This is a genomic window from Burkholderia sp. Bp9016 (assembly GCF_003857765.1).
Taxonomy (GTDB): Bacteria; Pseudomonadota; Gammaproteobacteria; order Burkholderiales; family Burkholderiaceae; genus Burkholderia.
In genome coordinates, this window is record NZ_QTPY01000003.1 from 182,939 (window position 1) to 208,293 (window position 25,355).

A 25,355-nucleotide genomic window follows, 5' to 3' on the forward strand; every position below is an offset into this window, starting at 1 on the left:
TGCACGCCGTCACGTGCCCTTCGAGCGGCTTCGCTTCGGCACGCTGCTCGCGCCCATCGTGCGCGCGAGCAGCGGCCGCAGTTGCGCGAGCGTGCGCGTGTTGAGCACGTCCTGCCGGGTCAGCCAGCCGCGCCGCGCCTGACCGATGCCATAGGCGAGACGGTCGAGATCGTCCGCGCACTGTGCATCCGAGCCGATCGCCACTGCGACGCCGGCCTTTGCAGCCTCGCGGCACCAGATGTCCGGCAGATCGAGCCGGCGCGGATCGCCGTCGAGTTCGATGAAGCAGCGGCGCGCTGCGGCCCCGGCGATCACGCGCGGCACGTCGAGTTCGCATGCGCCGCGCTCGCCGAGCAGCCGGTCGAGCGGATGCGCGAGAATCGTGAAATGCGGATGATCCATCGCGCGCAGCATCCGCGCGGTCTGCACATCGCGCGGCAAGTCGAAATGGTCGTGCACCGCGCCGACGACGAGGTCGAGCCGGCCAAGCACGTCGTCGGGCACATCGAGACTGCCATCCTCGCGAATGCCGGCCTCGACGCCCTTCAGCAACACGAAATCGTCGAACGATGCGTTGATGCGGTCGATCTCGTCGATCTGCCGCACGAGCCAGTCGAAACCGGTGCGGCCGCCCGCGGCGGTTGGCACGCGATCGGTCACGGCCAGATAGGCGAGCCCGCGCGAGCGCGCCGCCTCCGCCATCGTGCGCAGGGTGTCGCGACCGGCCGACGCGTCGGTATGGGCGTGCAGATCGCCATGAACGTGCTTGCGCTCGACGAGCGCGGGCAACGTGCCGGCGCGCGATGCATCGATCTCGCCGCGATCCTCGCGCAGTTCGGGCGGCACCCAGTGCAGGCCGATCGCCTCGTACACGGATGCCTCCGTCGCGCCCGCAATCCGCTCGTCGCCGCGAAACACGCCGTATTCGTTGATCTTCAGCCCGCCTGCCTGCGCGAGCCGGCGCAGTGCGATGTTGTGCGCCTTCGATCCCGTGAAGTAGACGAGCGCCGCGCCGAACGCGTCGGCTTCGACGACCCGCAAGTCGACCTGCAACCCGTTGCGCAGCACGACGCTCGAGCGCGTCTTGCCGTTCGCGAGCACCCGCGCGACGTCGCCGTAGCCGACGAACGCATCCGCCACCGCGGCAGGATCGCGCGCACTCACGAGGATGTCGAGATCGCCGACCGTCTCGCGGCCGCGTCGAAAACTGCCGGCCGGCACCGCTTCGCCGACACCGGGCACCGCACGCAACCGCTCGAGCAACGGCATCAGCGATTGCGCGGCATCGGGCAGCAGGAATCGCTGCGGCTCGCGTTGCAGGCGGTCGTCGATCGCGTCGAGCAGATGCGCTTCGGTTTTCGCGCCGAAACCCGGCAGCGCGCGCACATGCCCGCTTTTCGCTTCGGCACGCAACTGTTCGAGCGAATCGACGTGCAATGCATCATGCAGCGCCTTCACGCGTTTCGCGCCGAGCCCCGGCACGTCGAGCAGTTCGACGATCGCGCCCGGCAATGCATGGCGCAGTGTTTGCTGCAGTTCGCAAGTGCCCGTCGCCGCGATTTCGCGCAGCTTCGACGCGAGATCGGGGCCGATCGACGGAATCTGGCCGAGATCGCCGCCGTTCGCGATCAGCGTCGGGATGTCGCGCCCGTAGTCGGCGATCGTGCGGGCCGCGTTGCGGTACGCGCGCACCCGGAACGGGTTGGCGCCCTGGATCTCGAGCATGTCGGCGATTTCGGCGAAGACGGCCGCGCACTCGGCATTGTGGATCGGCATGATCGGCGTGGCTCCCTTCCACGTGGATGGCGCCGTGCGCTGGCGCGACGACGTCTGCCCGCCCGGGGCCGCATGTCGACGGCGGCGGGCGCCCGTTGGTCATCCTGCGCCGACTTTCCGCATCGTGCGGCACGCGGCGCTGCCGGTGTCACAACGACGCGCGCGGCGTCGTCGCGTAGCGACGCTCGTACACCGACTGGCAATGCGTACAGCGCTCGGCGCTCGGTCGCGCGAGCAGACGCTCGTAGCCGACCGGCGCATCGCAATCGATGCACTCGCCATAGCTGCCGTCGCGCATGCGCTGCTGCGCGCGCCCGATCGCGCGCAATTCGGCCAGCTTCATCCCGATCAGTGCGTGATCCATGTCGACGAACAGATCGGCGTTCGCCTCGTCGCCCTCGTCCGGCGCCGCCCCGGCGAGATCCGCGTAGGACTCCGACGCGCGCTGGTCCTCGCTCGTGCGAATCTCCGCACGCAGCGCCTGCTCGCTTTCGGTCAGCCGCCGCTGCAGCGTCTGCCGTTGTTGTGGGTCGAGCGCCATCGCCGTCTCTCCTTTTCCGGGTTCCGCGCAATGAGGCATGCGGCGCGCGGTTGTCGCGCCGGTGTGCAGCGAGCTTGCATGATCCGCCCGCCTTGTACCGGGGCGCCCGGCCGTACAGTGCAGCGGGCGCATTCGACGCAGGATAAACCCAATGGACCGGCGCGTGTTGACCGTCGTCAGCCGCATGGGCGAAGACGGTGCGGGATCCGGGGACGGACGCGAATACGCGGCGTGCAGGCGCCGCGACGACGTCGCCTTACAAACACCCGACCGGTTCATCCGGCCGATGTGTCGTTACACGTCCGCGCGCACGATGTCGAGCAGCGCGCGCGCCGAGCGTTGCCAGCTGAAGTGCTGCGCGCGCTCGCGGCCGGCCGTGCGCAGTCGCGCGCGCAGGTCGGCATCGTCCATCACGCGTGCGATCGCCGCGGCGATGTCCGGCGGCGAATACGCATCGCAAAAGAATGCGGCACCGCCACACACCTCCGGTAACGCGCCTTCGTGCGACACGATCACCGGGCAGCCGCACCGCATCGCTTCCAGCGGCGGCAGCCCGAAGCCTTCATAGAGCGACGGGAACACGAAGCAGCCGGCATGTTCGTACAGCGCCTTCAGTTCACGGTCGGTTACGTAGCCCGCCCACGTCACGTACGGATCGTCGGCGCGCAGGCCCGGCACGCTCCCGCCGAAGATCTTCGCATTGGCGCCCCCCGCGATCACGAAACGCAGCGTCGGGTGTGACGTCCGCATCAATTGCATCGCTTCGAGCGCACGCACCAGGTTCTTGCCTGGCGCAAGCGAACCGACAAACAGCACGTAGCCGTCCGTCTCGAGGTTCAGGCGGGCAAGCACACCGGGATCGGGATCGATCCGGTCGATATGGTCGACGGCCGCCGGGACGACCGTCAGGCGCGCCGGCGGTACGCCGAGCTTCGCGGCAAGGCGCGCGCGCGAGAAGTGCGAAATCGTGACGATGTGGCGGGCGCGTCGCTTGAGCACCGAGAACGCGAAGCGATACCACATCCGGAATACGACGGAGTAACCGGCCGGCAGATCGAAAATCGCCGCATCGTAGATCAGGACGAGTTGATCGCGCTTCGCGAGCGGCCCGACGTTGCACAGACTGAGCAACATCCGACCGTGCGTCGCACGCGGCAGCGTCAACTGCTCCCAGAGCGAACCGCGCAAACCTCCGGCGACCTGCCTGCGCGCACCGGCCGGCAACGCCGCCGGATCGTGATCCGCCGGCACGACCAGCGCCGGCACGTCGTCGGGGTTCGCAAGACGCGTGAGCTCGGCCGTCAGTTCATATGCGACCCGCTGCACGCCCGTCATCCGCTGTGCGGTGAATTTTCCGTTGACGGCGATGCCGCTCAGCCGCGCAACGCGCGCGGCCGTCCCGGCGCCCCGTTCCGCACGCCCTTCCTGCAGCGCGGTTTCACGACCTTCCCGAATCGACGTTGACATGATCACTCCGATGGCTGCGACGCGATCGCGCCGCCAGACACCCCGCATCGCGGGATGCTCCTATGCCGTCAGTGTGTCGAACTGCGTCGATGCGGTCGGTACGTTCGACCGCACAATCTTTCGATTCGACAATAACTTCGTGGTCCTCAGAATGCGTTGCGCCCGATGAAACCGCGTACGATCGTCAGCAGGATGATCTTCATGTCGAACCAGAAGCTCCAGTTCTGCATGTAGAACAGATCGAACTTCACGCGCGCGGCCATCGCCTCGACCTTGCGCGTCTCGCCGCGATAACCATTCACCTGCGCCCATCCCGTGATGCCCGGCCGCACGCGGTAGCGATACATGTAGCAGTCGATCAGCTGCCGATAGAAGTCGTCGTGCTCGATCGCATGCGGACGCGGGCCGACCACCGACATCTGGCCGAACAGCACGTTGAAGAACTGCGGCAGCTCATCGAGCGACGTGCGGCGCAGGAACGCGCCGACCGGCGTGATGCGCGAATCGTTGCGCGACGCCTGCCGCACGACACCAGGCTGCGCGCGATGCGCGCGCATCGTCCTGAACTTGAGGATGTGGAATTCGCGCCCGTCCACGCCCTTGCGCCGCTGCCTGAACAACACGGGCCCCGGCGACGACAGCTTCACCGCGATCGCCAGCACCGCGAGCAGCGGCAGCAGCGGAATCAGCACGGCGACCGCGAACAGCCGGTCGAACGCGAACTTCGCCCACAGCTCCGGCGCCGAGCGCGGCGTGGTCGCGAGGTTGATCGCCGGCATACCGAGCACGTCGGTCGCCGAGCGTTCGACGACGGCCATCTGCCGCACGTCGGGCAGCAGCCGCAGTTCGACGAACTCGTCGCGCAACTCGCGCACGATGCGCTGGATACGCCACTCGTGCGACATCGGCAACGTGAGCCAGACTTCGTCGATTTCGCCGCCGCGAATCATGCGGCGCAACTCGGCCCAGTCGCCGATCACCGGCACGCCGCCGATCGCGTCCGACGCAGTCGCGGCCTGCGCATCGTCGTCGAATACGCACGCCGCCGCGAACGCGCCGTCCGGTTCGAGCTGTATCCGCTCGATCGCCACGCGTCCGTATGCCGTCGCGCCGACGACGGCGACCCGCCGCTGCCGCGCGCGCGGATCGCCGCGCCTCAACGTGAGCGCGCACAGCGCCAGCCTGCCGATCAGCAGCGCCGCGTCGCCGGACAGCACCGTGCGGGCAATCCAGCGTGTGGTCATCGTGCCGCCGCGGTTCATGATCCACGTCGCTCCGGCCGCCGTCAGCACGCTCGCGCATACGATCGCAACCACCATGCGCGTCAGCTCGGGCTCGACGCGACAGCTCGGCGCGCCGCCGCGTACCGCGCGCAAGCCCCGCGGCAACAAACCGACCGTCAGCACGCACAGCAATGCGATCGCGCCGCGCTGCGCATCCGACAAGTCATGCCACGCCAGCCTCATCGCAGCCTGCGCGGCGAGCGCACCGGCCAGCACCAGCGCAACGTCGGCCGCGGCAATCGCGGCGCGACGCATCGCATTCGTTCCTCCGGACATCGAATGCATCGTCATGCGCCGCGCACGGAAAATCCGCCATGCATTTCAGGCATCCGGGACAGTACCGGCATCAGCCTCGCACTCTCGCGCGGGCCGAGCAGGCGGCGATAGTCCGCACGAATCAGCTCGTAGCACTCGCACGAATTGCGCTCGAGGCCCTCGCGATCGAGCACCGTGATCCGGCCGCGACGCTGCCGGATCAGCCCGGCTTCCTGCAGATTGCCGGCCGCTTCCGTCACGCCTTCGCGGCGTACGCCAAGCATGTTCGCGATCGTCTGCTGCGTAACGGCCAGCTCGTCGCCGTCGATCCGGTCGTGCGCAAGCAGCAGCCAGCGGCTCAGTTGCTCGCTGACCGAGTGATGCCGGTTGCACAGCGCGCTGCGCGAGATCTGCGCCATCATCGCCTGGCAATAATTCAGCAGCAGCCGGTACGTCGCGGGCGAACGTTCGAACTCGGAGCGCATCACGCAGGCCGGCACGCGATAGGCCATGCCGCCGATGCGGACCTCGACCCGGTTCGATACCGTGGCGCCGCCAACGAGCGTCGCCAGACCGACCGCACCTTCCCGGCCGACCACCGCCACCTCGACCATCGCACCGTCCTCCATCAGGTGCTGCACCGACATCATGGCGGTCGTCGGGAAATGCAGGTGGCGCATGGGTTCACCGACCCGGTCCAGCATGCCGGCCTTGATCCTGACCAGCTCGAGATGCGGTGCGATGGCGCGGATGCTGTCCTCCGGAAGTGCGGCAAGGATGGCGTTCGCCGAATAGCTCGAGTGAAGATGTAGCATGTCTGTATCCCTCTTTATTGTCCGCGGCGCAGGCGCCGCGTCTGGAACTCGTTATCGCGATGCGCGTCCTCAAGGTGACGCGGGTTGCGGCCACAACCCTGAATCCGATCGACTTCCGGCTTCTTCGTCGCCGGATCGAATCGATCGCCTCGTTTCGACTCGCCGGCCCGAATAAGCGATTTACGTGCCAATACCTCTCCGTCCTTAATATATAAACGGCATCGGTTTTAGAACGCCGAATAGCCGGCCGGAAAGCGGCAAAAAGCGTCTCATTTCCGGACACTCGCCGATGCGGCGGACACCGCAAGTGATTCAACTGAACAATGCAGGCAGGCCCGGCGGCAGGTGCCTGCAGCGGCCCGCGAGTCTTATCGTTCAACTACTTACAGGACTTTTTCAATTGTTTCCGTGACGTTGTGCACGACGTTCAACGGCCATCCGGCATCTCGAATGATCGTTTGAAACTGTCTCAAATTTGGATCGCGACATTAATTCTCCGCTCTGTAATCAACCGCACACATCGTATGCAGATCACTGATTTCATTGAGAAATTGAGTCCAGATATCTCAAATGTCAAAGAATGTTCAATGCGCACGGGATTTTTTCCTTGTACGATGCACATCGCCGACCATTGATTTCCGGGCAAAGTTGAATTCCGATCGTCACGCGGTTTTTTTGATGGATGTTTAATGCAAGAAAACAGGAACTTTAAATCCGCATAACGTTTGCTTTCGCTCTCAACCGTCAAACTTTGTGAAGTGACGTAATAGGCGATTGACTCGATTCAACTGCGTGCTAGCCTTTTTTCGGCTGTCTGCATTCGAATTCCGTTGAACACAAAATCCGCACGTGCGTGCTAAATCCCGTCGGGATGTCTTCACGCGCTGTGCAACCGCCACGCTACAAGGATGCGCCGTGACTCAACAGGCCAATGACGCCGTCGCCCAGGCGACCGGCATGATCGAGCTTTCCCACAGCTTCGACGCCAACCGGTTTCTCGCGGCGCTCGACCGCGACGAACGCGCCGCGCTGATCGCCAACCTCCAGCTGGTCCACCTGAAATCGGGGCAAGTGCTCTGCGAGCCAGGCGAAATGCTGGCCGCGGTCTACCTGCCCGTGACGACGGCGATTTCGCTGCAATACGTGTCGTCCGGCGGCATGACGCTCGAAGTCGCCCAGATCGGCAGCGAGAGCATCGTGTGCGACGACGTGATCGGCGGCAGCGGCCAGATGCCCTGCCGCGCCGTCGCCTGTCGCGACGGCTTCGTCTATCGGCTCGACCGGCGCGCGTTCGCCACGGCCTTCGACGCGTCGCCGGTGATTCGCCACCTCGTGTTCGTGTGCGTGCGGCTGCTGATGGCGCAGGTCTCGCAGATCACCTTCTGCAGCCGCCATCACGTGCTCAAACATCAGTTATGCAGATGGTTCCTGCTCGCCTACGATCGTTCGCGCAGCATCGAGATCCAGGTCACCCACAGCATGCTCGCGCAGATGCTCGGCGTGCGGCGCGAAACGGTCACGGACGCAGCGGGTGAAATCCAGAAACTCGGATTGATCCGGCAGTACCGCAGTTCGATCGAGCTCGCCGATCTCGATGGTCTCGAGAAGCTGTCGTGCGGGTGCCGCGCGATCGTGCGCGACGACATGAAGCGCATCCTGTCGGCGGATTCGGGCGTGACGGCTGCCGCGCGCGCGTGACCCGCGCGGCGTTTCGGCGCGCCGATGCGAGCGGGGTCAGCAGATTGTAGGGTGGCGAACAGAACACAGTGCCCGCGAATGGTCTACTGGTGCCGGACTGCCGGGGGGATGTCAGCGCATTGTGCGCGTCCGCCCGCGCGGACGACACCACGCACGCCGGAGCCGCACGTGAAAAACGAAATCAGAACCATCCTCAAGCACGTCGCCCATCTCGAAGCCGCGATCGATTCGATCGGTGACGGGGACGACCTCTACGAAGCGGGCCTTTCATCGCTCGATACGATCCAGTTGATGCTCGCGATCGAAAAGCAGTTCAACATCGAGATTCCCGACGAGATGCTGAACCGCAACCTGTTCCGCAGCGTCGATGCGCTCGCGGAAACGATCGCCACCCTGCAACGCGCCGAGCATTCCGCATGAGCACGCTGCTTCCCGAACTCGCGGCCGACGACGAAGCGCATCGGCTCGACGAGGCCGCGCGCGCCGTCGCACAAATCGCCGCCCAGCACGCGGATGCCGTCGATCGCGACGCGCGCTGCCCGGTCGAGGCGATCGAAGCGATGCGCGCCCGCCGCTTGCTGAGCGCGATGGTGCCGACCCACCTCGGCGGTGCCGGCGCGTCGCTCGCCGACGTCGCATCGGCATGCTCGATTCTTGGTCAGGCCTGTGCGTCGTCGGCGATGGTGTTCGCGATGCACCAGATCCAGGTTGCCTGCATCGTCGACCACGCGGCCGACCAGGGCTGGCACAAGCTGTTCCTGCAACAACTCGTGCGGCACCAGTGGTTGCTCGCCTCGGCGACGTCGGAAGACGGCGTCGGCGGCAACCTGCGCGCGAGCCAGTGCGCAATCGAAAGCAACGGCGGTGAATTCCGGCTGCACAAGTCCGCACCGACGATCTCGTACGGCGACTACGCCGACGGCATCCTCGCGACCGCGCGACGCGACGCCGACGCGCCGGCGTCCGAGCAGGTGCTCGTCACGCTGCTGCGCGACGGCTATACGCTCACGCGCCGGGGCGAATGGGACACGCTCGGCATGCGCGGCACGTGCAGCAACGGCTTCGTGCTCGACGCGCAGGGCGCGACCGTGCAATGTCTGCCGGTGCCGTTCGCGCAGATCGCCGAACAGACCATGGTGCCGGTTTCGCACATCCTCTGGGCCGCCGTATGGATCGGCGTCGCCGGCGATGCCTTCCATCGCGCGCACCAGTTCTTCCGGGCGCAGGCGCGCCAGACCGACGGCGCGCCGTCGCCCGCGTCGCGTCGTATCGCCGAATCGCTCGCGCTGATGCAGGCGATGCAGGCCCGCGTCGACAACGTGCTGCGTCTCCATGCCAGCGCATCGGCCCGCTCGTGGTCGGCCAGCATGGCCTGGGCCGCCGAAATCAATACGTTGAAGACCTATGTGTCGTCGACCGCGCTCGAGGTCGTGCAACAGGCGATGATGATCTGCGGGATGGCCGGCTACAAGCACGGCACGCCGTTCAGCATAGGTCGTCACCTGCGCGACCTGCACGCGGCGCCGCTGATGATCAGCAACGACCGCATTGCCGCCAACACTTCGAGCCTGCTGCTCGCACTGCGTCCCGCGACGCTGGAGAAACACTCGTGAACGATCGCCTCTCCGTGCCCCCCGCCGCTTCCACCGCTTCCGCGCCGTCCGACGCACCGCTCGACCGCACGGGCGTCAACCCGCTGCGCGACGAACTGATCGACGCCGGCCTGCTCGTGTCGACCGGCATCCAGGGCCTGTTCGGCCGCAGCGAACGGTTCGAGCGCGTCGTCGAAGCGCTCGACGCGTTCGTCACGCGCCTCGGTGCCGACCAGCAGGCCGAAGTCCTGCGCTTCCCGCCGGCGATGAGCCGCACCGAGTTCGAGCGCAGCGAGTACATGAAGAGCTTCCCGCAACTCGCGGGCAGCGTGCATGCGTTCTGCGGCGACGAACAGCGACACCAGCGGGTGCTGCAGTGCCTCGATCGCGGCGAGGACTGGACCGAAAGCCAGAAGCCGACCTACGTCGTGATGACGCCGGCCGCGTGCTATCCGGTCTACCCGGTCGTCGCGCGCGCGGGCGCACTGCCCGACGACGGCCGGATCTTCGATGTGTTCTCGTACTGCTTCCGGCATGAACCGTCGCTCGACCCGACCCGCATGCAGTTGTTCCGGATGCGCGAATACGTGCGCATCGGCACGCCCGAGCAAATCGTCGCGTTCCGCGAAACGTGGATGGAGCGCGGCACGCGCATGATCGAGGCGCTGCGCCTGCCGAACACGATCGATCTCGCGAACGATCCGTTCTTCGGACGCGGCGGCAAGATCGTCGCGAACAGCCAGCGCGAGCAGAACCTGAAGTTCGAGCTGCTGATCCCGATCGAGCACGACGGCCGCCAGACCGCGTGCCTGAGCTTCAACTACCATATGGATCACTTCGGGATGCTGTGGGACATCCGCACCGCGACGAACGACGTCGCGCACACCGGCTGCGTCGGCTTCGGTCTCGAACGGTTGACGCTCGCGCTGTTCCGCCACCATGGCTTCGACATCGAAGCCTGGCCGGCCGACGTGTGCGACGTGCTGTGGGGAACGCGATGAAATTCGTGTCCCGCGACGGCCAGGAAGCGTCGTTCGAGGACGTGCGCCACCGCGCACGCCACTACCGGCCGCACCCGCTGCACAGTCAGGAGATGGTCTGGAAACAGACCAACTGCTACGTCGATATGTGGCTCGAGGTGCTCCGGTGGTGGGGCCTCAATCCGTATGCGGCGCTGCCGTTTACGGTGGCGCTCGATTTCGAGGGCGACCAGTTCACGTTCTTCAAGTTTCCGCACGACGAGCTGGAGCGGCTCTACGGGATCGTCGTGCAGGAACACTCGATCTACGAACCGCTCGAACAGCACATCGAGACGCAGGTCGCGCGCGGTCATCTGATGATCGTCGAAGTCGACGCGTGGTTCCTGCCCGACACGCGCGGCAGCGCGTACCGCACGCAGCACACGAAGACGACCATCGGCATCGACGCGATCGATCGCACCCGGCGCCAGATCGGCTACTTCCACAACAGCGGCTATTACGTCGCCGAGGACTTCGACTACAACGGGCTCGTCGGCGGCAGTTCGCCGATGCCGCTGCCGCCGTACGTCGAATGCGCGAAACGACGCTTCACGCCGCTCGACGAACGCTCGCTGTGCGAAGCGTCGCTCGCCTCGCTGCAGCGGCACCTGCGCCGCCTGCCGGTCGTCAATCCGGTCGCGGCATTCCGGCGGCAGTTGCAGTCCGATGCGAAATCGCTTGCCGATTCGCCGCTCGAACGCTTCCACGCGTACTCGTTCAATTCGGTGCGCCAGCTAGGCGCGAACTTCGAACTGTTCGGCCATTACGCGCGCTGGCTGCAGGCGAGCGGCTGCGTCGGCCCGTTCGCCGACATCCGTGCCGCGTGCGATCGCATTGCGTCCGAGGCGATGGTGCTGGAATTCCGGCTCGCGCGCGCCTGCGCGCGCGGCAAGGAGGAACGCGGCGATGCGACGCTCGACGCGATCGAAGCGGCTTACGCCGATCTCGTCGACGGCGCACGGCAGATCGCCCCGCCGCTGCAGCCCGCGACGCCCGTTCGCGTCAACGCGGCACCCGTGCCGATGATGCGGTGACGCGCAAGCGCACCGTGCCCGCTTGGTCGATGGTCGCAACGACCGCGGGCGTCGCCCGCGGGCCGCGCGACCTACCCGCTGCCGCCGAATGGATCGCGGCGCCCGTGCCCGGCACGGTCGCCCAGGCGCTCACGCTGGCCGGCCGCCCCGACGACGTGGCATCGCACGACGAGCACGACCATTGGTATCGCATCGAACTGCGCGGACACGGGCCGCGCGTGCTGCGCTTTCACGGCCTCGCGACGCTGGCGGAAGCGTGGCTCGACGACACGCCGATCCTGCGATCGGACAGCATGTTCGTCACGCACGACGTGTCCGTGTCGCTCGACGGTACGCACCGGCTGCTCGTCTGCTTCCGCGCTCTCGCACCGCACCTGCGCGACGTGCGTGCGCCGCGCCGCGCGCGCTGGCGTACGCGGCTTGCCGAACCGGCGACGCTGCGCACCGTGCGCACGTCGCTGCTGGGGCACATGCCGGGCTGGTTTCCGCGTTGCGTGCCGACCGGCCCGTGGCGTCCGGTCGAAGTACTGGACCCGGCCCACGGCCCCGTGCTCGTCCATTGCGACCTGCATGCGCGCATCGACGGCGACACCGGCTGGCTCGACGCGGAACTCGCGTTCGCCGCGCCGCTGCCCGACGCGTTCGCGGCCCGGCTGTCGTGCGGCGAACATCACGCGACGCTCGAACGCTGCGGCGCCGACCGGCTGCGTGCCACCGTCGCGGTACCCAACGTGCGTCGCTGGTGGCCGCACACGCACGGCGAACCGGTGCTCTACGACATCGCGCTGCACATCGGCGCCGAACAGCGACCGCTCGGCGCGACGGGCTTCCGCACGATCGAGCAGGACGCCGGCGATGACGGCAAGGGATTCGGGTTGCGCGTGAACGGCGTGCCGATCTTCGCGCGCGGTGCATGCTGGAGCAGCGCTGCACCGCTCGCGCTGCATGCGGACGACGCGACCTACGGCCACTTGCTCGGGATGGCGCGCGACGCAGGCTTCAACATGATTCGCGTCGGCGGCACGATGACCTACGAGGCCGAGGCGTTCCATGCGTGGTGCGACCGTCTCGGGTTGCTGGTCTGGCAGGACTTCATGTTTGCGAACTTCGACTATGCGCTGGCCGATGACGCATTCGCCGACGCCATCGACCGTGAAGCCGAACAGTTCCTCACGCGTCACCGGGCATCACCGTCGCTTGCGGTGTTGTGCGGCGGCAGCGAAATCGCACAGCAGGCGGCGATGTCGGGCCTCGGTCCCAAGCAGCGTTTCGTCGAACTGACCGCCGAGCGCCTCGCCGGACATGCGGCGGCACGGCGGCCAGATGCAATTTACGTGCCTGACACGCCCGACGGCGGCGTGCTGCCGTTCGTGCCGCGCGAGCGCGTGTCGCACTACTACGGCGTCGGCGCGTATCTGCGCCCGCTCGACGACGCGCGCCGCGCCGACGTGCGCTTCGCGAGCGAATGCCTCGCGTTCGCGAACGTGCCGGACAACGCGATGCTCGACAGCCTCGGCTGGCCGGGCATTCACGAGCCTCGCTGGAAGGCGGCCGTGCCGCGCGATCCCGGCACCTCGTGGGATTTCGAGGACATTCGCGATCACTACCTGCAGACGCTGTACGACGTGTCGCCCGACCACCTGCGGCGCGAGGACCCGTTGCGCTACTTCGAGCTGTCGCGCGCGGCGATCGCGGACGTGATGCGCGACACGTTCTCCGAATGGCGGCGTGCCGGTTCGCGCTGCGCCGGCGCGCTCGTCTGGCAGTTCCAGGACGTGATGCCGGGTGCGGGATGGGGCTTGATCGATGCGACGCATCGGCCGAAATCGGCCTGGTATGCGCTGCGCCAGGTACTTCAGCCGGTGCAGGTGCTGCTCGTCGACGAAGGGCTGAACGGACTCGACATGCACGTGCTCAACGAACGGCCGGCGCCGCTGTCGGCCACCGTCGAGCTGGTCGCGCTGCGCGACGGCCGTACGCCGGTCGCGCGTGCCGGCTGCCCGGTCCGGATTGCCGCGCACGATGCGGTGCGGCTCGGCTCGGCCGAATTGCTCGGCCGCTTCTTCGACTGGACCTGCGCGTATCGATTCGGGCCGTGCGAGCACGACACCGTCGTCGCGACACTGCGCGCCGAGGACGACACATTGCTGTCGCAGGCGTTCTACTTCCCGTCCCGCACGCATCCCGCCGTGTTCGCACGGCGCGAGCTCGGGATCGAAGCGTGCGTCTCGCGCACCGGCGATACGTGGCACGTGGATATCGACACGCGTCACGTCGCGCGCCATGTTCAGATCGATGCACCGGGGTTCGTCCCGCGCGACGACTGGTTCCATCTCGCGCCCGGCACGCCGGCCCGCGTCGCGCTGGTGCCGCTGGAAAACCCCGGCGCCCAGGCGACGGCCGGCACGCCGCCGATCGTCGAGATCCGCGCGCTCAACGCGGTGCGAACCGTGCGCGCCGCACCGGCCGACTGACGCGGCCGCCCTGGCCGGCGCGACCGCCGCGGCACCCGCAGCAGCAGCGCGGCGCGCCCGTCAGTCGGACGAGCCCGTGCCGCGCGGCCGTTCGATTCCGTACGCTTCCATCCAGCGATACAGCGTCGCGCGCGACACGCCGAGTTCGCGCGCGGAAGCCGCGACGCGCCCGCGCGTGCGCAGCAAGGCCGTCTCGATCGCTTCGCGCTCGATCGACTTGCGGATGTCCGCGACGGACGGCGACGCGGCGTCGAGACAGTATTCGAGCTCGAGATCCTGCGCGGTGATCAGGCGTCCCTCCGTCATCACGACCGCGCGGCGCACGCGGTTGATCAACTCCCGCACGTTGCCGGGCCAGTCGTGCTTGTAAAGCGCGGTGATCGCATCCGTCGAGAAGCCGCGCACGCGATGACGCGCGTCGCCGCGAAAGCGTTCGAGCATGTGATGCGCGAGCAGTTCGATGTCCTTGCCGCGCGCACGCAGCGGCGGCTGGTCGATGCGCATCACGCAAAGCCGGTGAAACAGGTCCGCGCGGAACCGCCCTTCTTCCATCGCTTCGCGCAGATCGACGTGCGTCGCCGAAACGATCCGTACGTCGACCGGCACCGGATCGCTGCCGCCCAGCCGATGAATCGAGCGCTCCTGCAGGAAGCGCAGCAGGCTCGCCTGGCTCTCGTGCGGGAGATCGCCGATTTCGTCGAGCAGCAGCGTGCCGCCGTTCGCGGCCTCGACGTAGCCGATCTTGCGTGCGTTCGCACCCGTAAAGGCGCCGCGCTCGTAGCCGAACAGTTCCGATTGCAGCAGGTGCGACGGGATCGCACCGCAGTTGACCGCGACGAACGGGCCGTTACGTCGCTCCGAATGCCGGTGGATCGCGACGGCGGTCAGCTCCTTGCCGGTTCCGGTTTCGCCGAACACGAACACCGGCGCGTCGGTGCGCGCGAAGCGGCGCACCGTATCGAACAGCCGCAGCATCGCGCTGCAGGTGCCGACGATGCCGTGTTCCTCGGATTCGAGCCGCTCCCGGTCGCGCGCGAACAGGCATTCCATTCCATACGCATGACCGACCGTATCGGCGATCCGCTGGTGCGACGCGGGCAACGTGATGTAGTCGAAGCAGTAGTCGCGCAACAGCGCGCGCACGTTCGGAGAAGCGGTCTGGCCGGCCTCGACGAGCGCGACCCAGACGACGTCGCGCATCGATGCGCAGGTGGACGCGATGCTGCCGATCGCATCGGCATGGCCGCCGCTCAGGTCGAGGATGCCGCAGGTGATTTCACCGGAGGTGTCGCGCAACTCGCTGGCATGCGCGACGATCGACACTTTCCAGTCGCGTCGCGCCAGTTCCTTGCGGAGCATGACGGACGGCGTCTGCGTCCAGTAAATCAGGGGACGCGGCCCGCTAGTTCTCCCCTCGCCGGCGCTCTTATCGCGCGTTATTGGCATATTCATAACGAACCATCACTTTCTCCACTACGCGAACCGTTCGCGCACGGTGCCGGCGGTGCATGGCCGCCAATCCGCGCTGCGTTTCTACAGCTTGGGCGAAGATCGAAATTACACACGGCTAAAGCCCCAGGAAATCGAGCCGGACGTCATCCGGTCTCGTATTCATCGAACTCGAAGGGAATGCGCGGCGCCAGGCGCCACGGCATTCCGGCTTTCATGCGACGCACCTTCAAACCAGCACGTCGGCAAACGCGAATTCCGTCCGCATTTGCGTCGCGTCGTACACGACAGCCCCGCCCGATGCCGAACCGGATGGCCGCCAACCCGCACCCGGAATGGCCGCCTCATTTCTTCCGCTCCTGAACTTACACGTCGTTTCGAGTGGCTCTGTTACCAAAAAGTAAGCCCCGAATCATTCAATTACGCCGCCGACGAAACTCGCGAAACCGCGCTTTGAAGACTGTCGTTTGATTATCTACGACGATTCCCGTTCGTCGGTGGTAAATCTAACCTTTCCTCACGATTGACGTCTCTCATTGCCAACATACGTCGCCTAAATATACACAAAACCCTGCTAGCCATACGGTTTGGCGGGCAATGGCTCCGGGCCGGTCGCCCTAATATGGCGACGGTCGCATCCTTCGCCGCGCCGTCTGTTACATCGCCGTTACGATCCGGCCGGCAGAGACGGCTCAGGTACGCAGCGCGGCAGCGCCGCGCCGGTCGTCCGGATGGTCCGCTTCGTCCGTATCGACGCCTGGTTCGCCGTCCGCATCCCCATCCGCGGGCAGGCATTCCACCGGCATCGCCATCTCGTTCTGCAATGCGGCATAACCCTCGGTCACGAAGCGCGTGAGCTCGTCGCGAAAGCGCGCGGCGCCGAAGCGCACGGCGTTGCCGCGACACGCATGCGGATCGAAGGTGCCGCGCGGCAACGCCTCGAATCGTGCGAGCGCGTCGAGCAGTGCGTCGGCCGTCTGCGTGCGGTAGAACAGCCCCGTCGCGCGCTCGCCCGGCCATGCGCGCACCGTCTCGCAAACACCGCCCTTCCCGTATGCGATCACCGGCGTCCCGCATGCCTGTGCTTCGAGCGGCGAAATGCCGAAGTCCTCTTCCGCCGCGAACACGAACGCGCGCGCGCGTTGCAGGTGATCGTGCAGCACGTCGAACGGTTGATAGCCGAGCAGGCTGACGTTCGGCCCGGCGAGCGCACCAATCTTCTCCATGTCGGGCCCGTCGCCGATCACGACAAGACGGCGCTCGGGCGTGCGCGAAAACGCGTCGACGATCATGTCGATGCGCTTGTACGGCACGAGCCGCGACGCAGTCAGGTAAAACGGCTCCTTGTCGGTACGCAGCGACAGGTGGTCGACGTCGACCGGCGGATAGATCACCGTCGAGTCGCGCCGGTAAACCTTGCGGATGCGTCGCGCGATGAAGCGCGAGTTCGCGATCACGCCGTCGACGCCATTGGCCGAACGCGCATCCCAGTTGCGGATGTAGTGCAGCAGCGCACGCGCGAGCACCGACTTCGGTCCGCGCGCGAGGCCGGCCTCGTCCAGATACTGATGCTGCAGATCCCACGCATAGCGCACCGGCGAATGCACGTAGCTCGCATGGAACTGGTCGGGTCCGCTCAACACGCCTTTCGCGACCGCATACGAACTCGACAGCACGACATCGTAGCCCGACAGGTCAAACTGCTCGATCGCCAGCGGAAAGAGCGGCAGATAGCTGCGGTAGTGCTTGCGCGCGAACGGCAGCTTCTGGATGAAGGAGGTGTGGACGTCGTGACCGCGCAGACACGCGCGATCCTCGAGAAAATCGACAAGACTGTAGACGTCAGCCTGCGGAAAGCAGTCGATCATCTGTTCGAGCACGCGTTCGGCGCCGCCCTGCACGACCAGCCAGTCGTGAACGATCGCAATCTTCAAGTACCGCCTCCCCGGATTCTCATTCACGTTCGCGTCGGGCAGACCGTGCATCGCGCCGGCTGCTCCAACCCGCCCATTATGAAAAGGCGGTCGCGGCACCGATGTGTGCTACCACACACTGTCCTGCTCTTTCCCGGCATGCGTCGCACGCACTGTTGCGGCGCACGCATGACCGAAAGCCTGAGTGCGCTTTCGAACAGACCGGCGTGCGGCTTGTCAGCATCATGTCTTCAGCCGTGACGTCCTGAACGAACGCGTCCATGCGACACGGCCTGCTGAGGGCATCACGCGAGGACGGCATCATGGAATGGCATTGTTGTGAATTCGAACATCTGAGCTCGGTCGATCTGTATGCGATCCTGCGCGCGCGCAACGCGGTGCTGGTCGTCGAGGATGCCCACACGCATCTCGACATCGACGGAAAGGACGCCGACGCCCTGCACATCTTTGCGCGCGTACGCAACGGCGGCACTGTGGAAATCGCGGCCTACGCGCGCCTCTTGCCGGGCGACGACATCGATCCGGAAGTCGTGATCGACAAGGTTCTCACGAGCGAGGCCTGTCGCGACGACGATACGCTCGAACGGTTGATCGAACGCGCGCTCACCGCCGCGCACGCTGCATGGCCGGAGGTCGCCGTGCGTACGCATGTACCGGCGCCGCGTCACGCGTTCTATAAACGCTTCGGATTCCGCAAGGCCTACGGACCGTATCTGGAACAGGGCACGCCGTTCATCGGCCTGATCCGCCCGGTGGACCGTACCGCCGGAGCACTGCGCAACCTGCTGTCCCGGGTCGCATCGGCGCCGCACGGGCCCGACACCGACAGCCGCGCGCACAACCGACTTCCCACCGATACCGGAGTCAATCGATGACCCCCACCCTTCTCCCGGTTCCGGAACCCGACCTGCCGCGCATTCTGCCCGTGATCCTTGCCGGCGGCTCGGGCACACGGCTCTGGCCGCTGTCGCGCGAGTGCCATCCGAAGCAGTTGATCGAACTGATCTCGAACGAATCGCCGCTGTCTGCGACGGCACGCCGCCTGAACGGCATCAGCAACGCGTCGCTCGGCGATACGCTGCTGCTGGTCTGCGGCGAACAGCATCGCATCATGAGTGCCGCGCAGGTCGCCGGCCGCGCGGCGCCGCCGCGCATCCTGCTCGAGCCGGCCGCGCGCAACACTGCGCCGGCGCTCACGCTCGCGGCGCTCGATACGAGCGCGCTCGACGAAGATCCGGTGCTCGCGGTGATGCCGGCCGACCACATCATCAGCGATGTCGCGGCCTTCCAGGACGCGATCGGGCGCGCGGCGCGCTACGCGCAGGAAGGCGCGATCGTCACGCTCGGCGTGTTGCCGCGTCGCGCGGAAACGGGCTACGGCTACATCCAGGTCGGCGCGCAACGCACCGGCCACCTCGGCGGACAAGGCGGCTACTCGATCGGCCGCTTCGTCGAGAAACCCGACGTCGCGCTCGCCGAGCGCTACCTGCATTCGGGCGATTACTGGTGGAACAGCGGGATCTTCGTCACGCGCGCGTCGGTCTGGCTGAAGGCGATCCGCGCGCTCGCGCCGGCCATCCACGCCGCGTGCGAGGCCGCCTGGCGCGCGGGCGTCGCCGAGGAATCGTTCTTCCGGGTCGATGCGGCGGCCTTCGACACGTGCCCGTCCGACTCGATCGACTATGCCGTGATGGAACGCCTGACCGACCACCCCGAGCTCGGCATCGAGGACATCGTGGTGCCGCTCGCGGCCGGCTGGTCGGACATCGGCACCTGGGACGCGATCTGGGAAATCATGCCGAAAGACGATCAGGGCAACGTCGCGCGCGGTCCGATCGTGTTCGAGGACACGCAGGACAGTTTCGTCCGCTCCGAGGGCCGGCTCATCGCCTGCGTCGGCATGAAGGACGTCGTCGTGATCGAGACGGCCGATGCCGTGCTGGTGGCGAACAAGCACGACGTGCAGCGCGTGAAGAACATCGTCGAGCGCCTGAAGATCGACAGGCTCCCGCAAGCCAGCGAACATCGCAAGGTCCAGCGGCCGTGGGGGCATTACGACTCGATCGATCTCGGCGAGCGCTTCCAGGTGAAGCGGATCGTCGTCGAGCCGGGCAGGCAGTTGTCGCTGCAGATGCACTATCACCGCGCCGAACACTGGATCGTCGTGCGCGGCACGGCGAAGGTGACGCGCGGCGACGAGACATTCCTGCTCAGCGAGAACGAATCGACGTACATCGCGGTCGGCGAAGTGCATCGACTCGAGAACCCGGGCAGGATTCCGCTCGAAATCATCGAGGTGCAATCGGGCAACTATCTCGGCGAGGACGACATCGTCCGCTTCGACGATCAGTACGGCCGCACCGTCGTCCAGACGCTGCCGCCGAAGCCGGCGACCGCACGCGCCGCGCGCGAGCCGCGCGACGAAGGAGCGGAGCGCGAGACCGTCCGGTGAGCGCGCGCCGGGCACGCCTGTGTGCTCGGCATACCGCCGCACTGCCTCTCGCGCACGTGGTCAGTCGATCCCGCGTTGGGACCACCGCGGCCGCCTGAGCGACTCGCGTACACGCGGCAGCAGCGACGCATCCGCGCCGATCGCATCGGCCGTAGCCGACAGCGGCTGGCGCGCCGGGGCACACGATACGCCTGTCGCCTGGTCCGCCGCGCAACCTGGCGCGGGACCGATGCGCACCGGCATTCCGCCGATCTCCGACAACTGATTGTGTTCGAGCCGGACGTCCGACACGTTTCCCCACAAGCGAATACCGTCGAACCGCGCATGCGACACGCGGTTGCCGATCACGGCCACCCGCGTGACCGAACCGGACCACGTGCTGACGTCGATCGCAGCCTGCTGCGTGAGCGGACGCGGATCGACCCGGCCCGTCGCGGTCTGGATGTCGGTAATCACGTTGTTCTCGACCCGGACGTCGGACGCGCCGAAAGTCCGGCTGCTGTCCTCCTGCGCGACGAGAATCCCGGCACTCACCTGCACGTTGCGCACGATGTTCTTCGAAATGGTGACGTTTTCGCCGCCGACCACCGTGATGCCGCGTCCCCACGGGTTGCCCTCCAGCGAGTTGCCGGTAATCAGCACGTTGCCGCTCGGCACGCCGTCCTCGCGATAGCTCACCACGGCGATCATGTCGTCGCCGGTGCCGCGCACGACGTTGCCGCGCACGAGCACGTTGCGCGAACCATGCGTGATGTGGATGCCGTCGGCCAGCGTCGACATCACCTCGTTGCCGACGATCGCGACGTCCGTTGCACCGAACACGAAGATGCCGCCGCCACCGCCGTCTATCACGTTGTCGAGCACCTGCACGTCGCGCCCCGTCACTTCGATCTTCGTCGACTCCGGATTCATGAGGCGCGTCGTACCGGTTCCCGTCAGCCGGAATCCGACGATCGTCGTGCCGTCGCCGCGCATTTCGATCGTCTGATCGTCGGGAACGGTGGCGTTCAACATCGCACCATAGCCGGACACGATGACGCGGGGCTGTCGTACGATCAGCGACCGGCTGACCGTGTACCGCCCCGGTGTAAACACGAGCCGCTGGCCCGGCTGCAACGCATCGAGTGCGCGTTGCAACGCGTCGGTCTGATCGGCCGCGTCGGATGCGGGGTGAACGTATGCGTCGGGGAAGTTCGCGGAAGGTGCTGCAGGTGCGGACGTTCCGGACGCCGCCACGGCGAGCGCCGGCCACGACACGCCACCGGCCGTCAACATGACGACCAGTACCGCACACGTAGCGGGCAGACATCGCAATCTGTGCATATCGAGTCGTTCCCCCGGGTCAGAAGATGGCCGCCGCGCCACGATTCCCGTGTTGCGCGAATCGGCGGCAGCCCATCACGTCCGCCAGTCGCGGGACAGCCCACGGCCCGTTGGAACAAGCGAAACGATGCGCCTGATTAGAGCATTCGATCCGGCAGGCTTCGGTGCGCCAGCAGACTTGCATCGAACTCGGCGGGCCGTTGCGCCGGGTAAGACGGGCGAATCCGCGAATGGTAGGTTCGCGAACAGAGTCTGCGTTGTAGCGCGCCTATCATGAGCCGCTATCCGACGTGACGCGAATGGCGATGGGTCCAGGCGCCTGCATGCCGGGCAAATCGCTGCCGGCCGCCGATTCCGGCTTGTCGCGAATGCGCATGCGGCGCCGTGTGCTTTCGGCGGGCGATTGTGCTCACCGGCCCGCGCATGCCGAAGCCGATTGCCTGTGCGTCGACCCATACGGTCGGAGCCGTAGAAGTGCCGGGCAGACGCGAGCCGCCGCTGCCACCCGATATCACGCACGTTTCCGGGCGATGCCGCACGCATGCCCCCATCGGCAACCGGATCGTCCGAACACAGCCTGCCCGAAGGTGCTCATGACAGACCTGACGATTGCCATCTGCAACTACAACCATGGCGCATACCTGCGCACCGCCATCGATTCCGCGCTGGGACAAACGGTCCAGGACATCCACGTACTGGTGATCGACGACGGCTCCACCGACGACTCACGCGACATCATCCGCTCGTACGGCGAGCGCATCACGGCAATCTTCCAGACGAACGGCGGCCAGGTCGCCGCGTACAACAGCGCGATCGAGCAGGTCGCGACACCGTACGTGCTGCTGCTCGACGCGGACGACCTGCTGTACGCCGACGCGGCTGCCCGCGTGCTCGACGCGTTCGCATCCGGCAAGTTCGTGAAGGTGCATTTCCGGCTCGACGTGGTGGCTCCGGATGGGATGCCGACCGGCGCCACCGTGCCGCAATCGATCGTCGACACGGATTGCGGGCGCCTGCTGCGCAAGGGCTGGCTGTATCCGTCACCGCCGGCGTCGGGCAACGCGTACCGGACCGATGCCCTCAAGCGCATCTTTCCCGTGCCGGTCACGGCAGACAACCTGCACGGCGCCGATTTCTACGCGATCTACGGAATCGCGCTGCTGGGCGACGTCCACATGATCGATGCAACGCTGGGCGGCTACCGCGTGCATCGGCCGGCCGCCACGACGACCGACGACGCCGGCCCGGGCGCGTCGGGCCTGGCACTGGCCAATTCGGAAGACGCGGCCACGGGCGCGCTGAAGGCGCGGCGTCGCTGGGCCACGCTGCGCACGCTGGCAGGCACGCGGCTGCACGAATCGCTACCGATCGCGCCGTTCGACTTCGCGATCGAGAAGGCCCGTTTCGCGAGCACGCTCTATCGCGCGCCATTCGCGCGCCGCTGGCGCTGGTTCCTGTGCGAATCGGGCGGCTACTGGCACACCGTGCTGCGCAATCCGTTCTGGCGTCCATTCAAGAAAATCGTCGTTGCCGGGCTGTCGCTCGCGTGCCTGTTGCCGTCGACGACACTCAGCGACCGCGCGATCCGCTATCTCGCCAATCCGCTTGCCCGGGTACGCGGGCAGTCCGATCGACGGGCCAGCGCGCGTTGAACGTCGTCGCGCGCGGCGGATAGCGTTCCGGTACGAATCAAGCGGGACCGCTCCGGTGCCCTCATGTCGTCTGCGCGCGAATCGCCTGGTCGCGCCCGGGCCATGCGGGAAACCCGGCCATGCCGGCGATGCCCATGCGCAACGCGACCAGATAGGCAGCCATCGGGATCGCGACGCCGACGAGCGTGCCGAGAGCAAGGTGAATTACGAGATTCGTCATGCCGGCGCGCATCAGCACGATGCGCACGCAGGCCATCGCCAGAATATGCATCAGGTAGATCGGCATCGACGCATAGCCGACCATCGCCAGCCAGCCAGTATGCGCGGGAAACGACGCGTGCCGGTATGCCAGCTGCAGCAGCAACGCGATGCCCGCGAATGCGGCAGGAATGGCCCAGACGCTCGTGGCACTGCCCTGACCGTGCGCAAATGCGATCGCCGCGACGAACATCGCCGCGGTCACCGCACTCACCCATGGTTGGCTGTAGCGCTCGAGCCAGCCCGGCAATGCACGGGATGCAACGATGCCGGCCACGAAGAACGGCCAGTTCATCAGCGTCGTCGACAGGATGCCCCACTGCGTCGTCGCGCCGATCGCAAGCGCCAGCACCGCGCTTGCAAGCAGCCCGCCGCGCGTGCGAGCAGACATCGGCACGCGCGTGAGCGTCGGCACATGGCGTCCGATCAGCCACACCGCGAGCATGCAGAGCATCAACGCATACAGGAACCAGAACTGCGCGAACGGCCGCCAGCCGATCGCGAGCAGGTCGTCCCGCGTAAACGGATGATTGCTGCCGTGCGACGACATCGCGATCTGCACGCCGCCTTGCAGAACGGACCAGAGCAGATACGGATAGGCGATCGTCCTGATCTTCGCGCCGATGAACCGCTCCGGCGCGCGACGCAGCGAGCTGCATACGTGCAATCCGGACAGGAAGAAGAACAGCGGCATGTGGAACGTATAGATCACATAGTCGCTCCACGCGAGCAAGGTCGTGGGCAGGCCCGCCGGTACGAGATCCGATCCGACGGCGCCACGCAGCACGTGGCCGTAGACGACAAGAATGATCCCTGCGCCGCGTGCCGCGTCGAGGGTGGTTTCGCGTGCAGTCATGTCTGTTCGATGCGCGGCTTCGTCGAAGCCCGCGCGTCGGCAACGAGTGAGGATCGCTACACAGTAGCCACGCTTGCCCGGAAGAACAGTGGGCTGGACGACAGTTAGACGATATCGGAACCTGCCCGCACCGTCGCGACACGCGAGCGCGCCGACGCAACAGGCCGCGCTCGTTTCGAGAACCATTGGAATACGACGATCAGCAGCACGACCGGCACGAAATTCCGCCCGCTGAACAGATTCGGAATCCGTAGTATCTCCAGAAGAGACACGTAAAGCACGGCGTGCGCGCAGCACCAGAAGCCGTTGCCGCTTCGCCAGCCCGCGTAGCCACGCCCGAATACCCAGCCGGAAAACGCCGCATTCAGCAAGCCGAACCAGCCCCACTCGTAGAAGTGGACGAAGATCCCCGACGGATTGTTGAATTCCGGGTCGGCATAGCTGTTCAGGAACAGGTCGAGCCGGTCGCCCGAGTCGAGCCACGGCTGCACCATCGAGCCGACCACCGGAAAATGCAGCAGCCAGTCGAACGTGAACATCGGGTGACCGCTGTCCCAGCCGAGCACGCTCAGGATCCCCGCACCGTTGTTCAGCGACGTCGAGTAGTACAGGCCCAGGCGTTCGAGCGCGAAATCGAAGATGTTGTCGTAGATATTGATGTAGTAGGTTTCCCACGACCGGTTGTACTCGTTCGCGATGAACAGCCCGAGCAGCAGCGGAATCGCGGCATACGGCCCGAGCGTCAGCAGCCGCGAGCGCGAACCCGGACGGCCGAAGCGGAACCGGACCACCATCAGCGCGAAGGGCAACACCACTTCGATGATCGCGAGCCGTTCCGCGAAGATGAAGCTGCGCAGCAGCGTCAGCACGGTGAGCACGGCCAGATAGATCTTGTAGCGGTTCAGCCCCTTGACCGGCGTCCTGAATACGTAGAAATAGAGCGCGACGAACGGCGCGGTCGCCTGCGTGAACGTGCTCAGACCCGTCACGCGCCCTTTCAGTTCGATCAGCTCGAACGTGTTGGCCGTGCCGCGCAGATACGACACCAGGATGGCCGGATGCGTGAGAATGCCGCTCATCATGACGAGGTAGCCGAACAGCGCGAGCGCGAACACGAAATCGAGCACGCGCGGCGACAGCTCGACCGGCTCGTCGGCCGGGATGCGCGGGGCCGGTGCGTCGTTCGACGCGAACCAGGCGGCCGCCATCAGCACCAGCAGGAACAGCGCACCGACAATCGCGTAATAGCCGTCGAAATAGATGCGCGCGATCGACTTCTGGTCGCCCAGCAAGCCGATCGACAGCATCCCGTACAGCGGCAGGATGAAGATCAGCACGAGCCGCGCAGGATCCTCCCACCAGTAGGCCTGATACCCGGCCGCACGCGCGGCGCGCGCCGCCGCGGCCCGGCGGGCGGGCCCGGTCTGTCGTCGCTGCGTACGCAAGCCGGCTGCCGGCCGATTGTTCATGACGCCCA

The 25,355-nt window shown here is 66.5% G+C and carries 19 protein-coding genes; 9 read left to right on the forward strand and 10 right to left on the reverse strand.

The features are described from left to right. Positions 1-9: 9 nt before the first annotated feature. From polX to DIE13_RS05200, 5 genes are all read right to left on the reverse strand, one after another. Positions 10-1,776, reverse strand: a complete 1,767-nt coding sequence (polX, locus tag DIE13_RS05180; RefSeq protein WP_124826137.1) for a DNA polymerase/3'-5' exonuclease PolX — start codon at positions 1,774-1,776, stop codon at positions 10-12. A 148-nt stretch (positions 1,777-1,924) separates the two neighbouring features. Then, positions 1,925-2,317, reverse strand: a complete 393-nt coding sequence (locus DIE13_RS05185) for a TraR/DksA family transcriptional regulator (RefSeq protein WP_124826138.1) — start codon at positions 2,315-2,317, stop codon at positions 1,925-1,927. A 294-nt stretch (positions 2,318-2,611) separates the two neighbouring features. Beyond that, a complete protein-coding gene (locus DIE13_RS05190) occupies positions 2,612-3,784 on the reverse strand; it encodes a glycosyltransferase family 1 protein (RefSeq protein ID WP_124826139.1) in 1,173 nt (390 codons plus the stop codon). A 146-nt stretch (positions 3,785-3,930) separates the two neighbouring features. Continuing rightward, complete coding sequence (locus DIE13_RS05195; RefSeq protein ID WP_124826140.1) at positions 3,931-5,343, reverse strand: undecaprenyl-phosphate glucose phosphotransferase; 1,413 nt, start codon at positions 5,341-5,343, stop codon at positions 3,931-3,933. A gap of 11 nt (positions 5,344-5,354) precedes the next feature. Beyond that, the gene (locus tag DIE13_RS05200; RefSeq protein WP_124826141.1) at positions 5,355-6,137 is read right to left on the reverse strand and encodes a Crp/Fnr family transcriptional regulator; all 783 of its coding nucleotides are present in this window, start codon (positions 6,135-6,137) and stop codon (positions 5,355-5,357) included. Positions 6,138-7,052: 915 nt separating this feature from the next. Between DIE13_RS05200 and DIE13_RS05205 the strand changes: the two genes are divergently transcribed. The 6 genes from DIE13_RS05205 to DIE13_RS05230 all read left to right on the forward strand — a co-directional run bounded on the left by DIE13_RS05205 (position 7,053) and on the right by DIE13_RS05230 (position 13,954). Further along, positions 7,053-7,835 carry a Crp/Fnr family transcriptional regulator gene (locus DIE13_RS05205; RefSeq protein ID WP_175750553.1) on the forward strand — a complete coding sequence of 261 codons (783 nt, stop codon included), beginning with the start codon at positions 7,053-7,055 and terminating at the stop codon, positions 7,833-7,835. A gap of 168 nt (positions 7,836-8,003) precedes the next feature. Then, a complete protein-coding gene (locus DIE13_RS05210) occupies positions 8,004-8,255 on the forward strand; it encodes an acyl carrier protein (RefSeq protein ID WP_175717055.1) in 252 nt (83 codons plus the stop codon). After that, positions 8,252-9,448 (forward strand): acyl-CoA dehydrogenase family protein, encoded by a 1,197-nt coding sequence (locus DIE13_RS05215; RefSeq protein WP_124826143.1) that lies wholly within the window; start codon positions 8,252-8,254, stop codon positions 9,446-9,448. Before DIE13_RS05210 ends, DIE13_RS05215 begins: the two co-directional genes overlap by 4 nt. Continuing rightward, positions 9,445-10,428, forward strand: a complete 984-nt coding sequence (locus DIE13_RS05220; RefSeq protein WP_124826144.1) for an amino acid--[acyl-carrier-protein] ligase — start codon at positions 9,445-9,447, stop codon at positions 10,426-10,428. Before DIE13_RS05215 ends, DIE13_RS05220 begins: the two co-directional genes overlap by 4 nt. Further along, on the forward strand, positions 10,425-11,480 hold the full coding sequence (locus DIE13_RS05225; protein ID WP_124826145.1) for a DUF1839 family protein: 1,056 nt from the start codon (positions 10,425-10,427) through the stop codon (positions 11,478-11,480). The genes DIE13_RS05220 and DIE13_RS05225 overlap by 4 nt, the downstream gene beginning before the upstream one ends. Before the next feature lie 29 nt (positions 11,481-11,509). Further along, positions 11,510-13,954 carry a glycosyl hydrolase 2 galactose-binding domain-containing protein gene (locus tag DIE13_RS05230; protein WP_124826146.1) on the forward strand — a complete coding sequence of 815 codons (2,445 nt, stop codon included), beginning with the start codon at positions 11,510-11,512 and terminating at the stop codon, positions 13,952-13,954. A gap of 60 nt (positions 13,955-14,014) precedes the next feature. On the opposite strand, the gene DIE13_RS05235 is transcribed toward DIE13_RS05230, so the two are convergent. After that, positions 14,015-15,406, reverse strand: coding sequence for a sigma-54 dependent transcriptional regulator (locus DIE13_RS05235; protein WP_175750550.1), 1,392 nt, complete (start codon positions 15,404-15,406; stop codon positions 14,015-14,017). 689 nt (positions 15,407-16,095) lie between these two features. Next, positions 16,096-17,337: a glycosyltransferase family 4 protein gene (locus DIE13_RS05240; RefSeq protein ID WP_124826147.1), complete on the reverse strand. Its 1,242-nt coding sequence runs from the start codon at positions 17,335-17,337 to the stop codon at positions 16,096-16,098. 302 nt (positions 17,338-17,639) lie between these two features. Between DIE13_RS05240 and DIE13_RS05245 the strand changes: the two genes are divergently transcribed. Next, entirely contained in the window at positions 17,640-18,212 is a 573-nt protein-coding gene (locus DIE13_RS05245) for a drug:proton antiporter (RefSeq protein WP_124826148.1), read from the forward strand. Then, complete coding sequence (locus DIE13_RS05250) at positions 18,209-19,789, forward strand: mannose-1-phosphate guanylyltransferase/mannose-6-phosphate isomerase (RefSeq protein WP_124826149.1); 1,581 nt, start codon at positions 18,209-18,211, stop codon at positions 19,787-19,789. Before DIE13_RS05245 ends, DIE13_RS05250 begins: the two co-directional genes overlap by 4 nt. Before the next feature lie 60 nt (positions 19,790-19,849). Here the strand turns inward: DIE13_RS05250 and DIE13_RS05255 are convergent, their stop codons facing one another. Next, positions 19,850-21,112, reverse strand: coding sequence for a nitrous oxide reductase family maturation protein NosD (locus DIE13_RS05255; RefSeq protein ID WP_124826150.1), 1,263 nt, complete (start codon positions 21,110-21,112; stop codon positions 19,850-19,852). 593 nt (positions 21,113-21,705) lie between these two features. Between DIE13_RS05255 and DIE13_RS05260 the strand changes: the two genes are divergently transcribed. Further along, complete coding sequence (locus DIE13_RS05260; protein ID WP_124826151.1) at positions 21,706-22,764, forward strand: glycosyltransferase family 2 protein; 1,059 nt, start codon at positions 21,706-21,708, stop codon at positions 22,762-22,764. A gap of 61 nt (positions 22,765-22,825) precedes the next feature. Here DIE13_RS05260 and DIE13_RS05265 read toward each other — a convergent pair whose 3' ends face one another. Further along, positions 22,826-23,878, reverse strand: coding sequence for an acyltransferase family protein (locus DIE13_RS05265; RefSeq protein ID WP_124826152.1), 1,053 nt, complete (start codon positions 23,876-23,878; stop codon positions 22,826-22,828). 104 nt (positions 23,879-23,982) lie between these two features. Beyond that, complete coding sequence (locus tag DIE13_RS05270) at positions 23,983-25,347, reverse strand: oligosaccharide repeat unit polymerase (protein WP_124826153.1); 1,365 nt, start codon at positions 25,345-25,347, stop codon at positions 23,983-23,985. Between the last annotated feature and the right edge of the window lie 8 nt (positions 25,348-25,355).

Excerpts from the sequence above, each read along its gene's own strand:
- DIE13_RS05245 (WP_124826148.1), top strand. The coding sequence starts at position 17,640 with ATGGAATGGCATTGTTGTGAATTCGAACATCTGAGCTCGGTCGATCTG.
- polX (WP_124826137.1), bottom strand. The coding sequence starts at position 1,776 with ATGCCGATCCACAATGCCGAGTGCGCGGCCGTCTTCGCCGAAATCGCC.
- DIE13_RS05195 (WP_124826140.1), bottom strand. The coding sequence starts at position 5,343 with ATGTCCGGAGGAACGAATGCGATGCGTCGCGCCGCGATTGCCGCGGCC.
- DIE13_RS05230 (WP_124826146.1), top strand. The coding sequence starts at position 11,510 with ATGGTCGCAACGACCGCGGGCGTCGCCCGCGGGCCGCGCGACCTACCC.
- DIE13_RS05215 (WP_124826143.1), top strand. The coding sequence starts at position 8,252 with ATGAGCACGCTGCTTCCCGAACTCGCGGCCGACGACGAAGCGCATCGG.
- DIE13_RS05270 (WP_124826153.1), bottom strand. The coding sequence starts at position 25,347 with ATGAACAATCGGCCGGCAGCCGGCTTGCGTACGCAGCGACGACAGACC.
- DIE13_RS05185 (WP_124826138.1), bottom strand. The coding sequence starts at position 2,317 with ATGGCGCTCGACCCACAACAACGGCAGACGCTGCAGCGGCGGCTGACC.
- DIE13_RS05250 (WP_124826149.1), top strand. The coding sequence starts at position 18,209 with ATGACCCCCACCCTTCTCCCGGTTCCGGAACCCGACCTGCCGCGCATT.
- DIE13_RS05235 (WP_175750550.1), bottom strand. The coding sequence starts at position 15,406 with ATGAATATGCCAATAACGCGCGATAAGAGCGCCGGCGAGGGGAGAACT.
- DIE13_RS05190 (WP_124826139.1), bottom strand. The coding sequence starts at position 3,784 with ATGTCAACGTCGATTCGGGAAGGTCGTGAAACCGCGCTGCAGGAAGGG.
- DIE13_RS05260 (WP_124826151.1), top strand. The coding sequence starts at position 21,706 with ATGACAGACCTGACGATTGCCATCTGCAACTACAACCATGGCGCATAC.
- DIE13_RS05265 (WP_124826152.1), bottom strand. The coding sequence starts at position 23,878 with ATGACTGCACGCGAAACCACCCTCGACGCGGCACGCGGCGCAGGGATC.
- DIE13_RS05225 (WP_124826145.1), top strand. The coding sequence starts at position 10,425 with ATGAAATTCGTGTCCCGCGACGGCCAGGAAGCGTCGTTCGAGGACGTG.
- DIE13_RS05200 (WP_124826141.1), bottom strand. The coding sequence starts at position 6,137 with ATGCTACATCTTCACTCGAGCTATTCGGCGAACGCCATCCTTGCCGCA.
- DIE13_RS05255 (WP_124826150.1), bottom strand. The coding sequence starts at position 21,112 with ATGCACAGATTGCGATGTCTGCCCGCTACGTGTGCGGTACTGGTCGTC.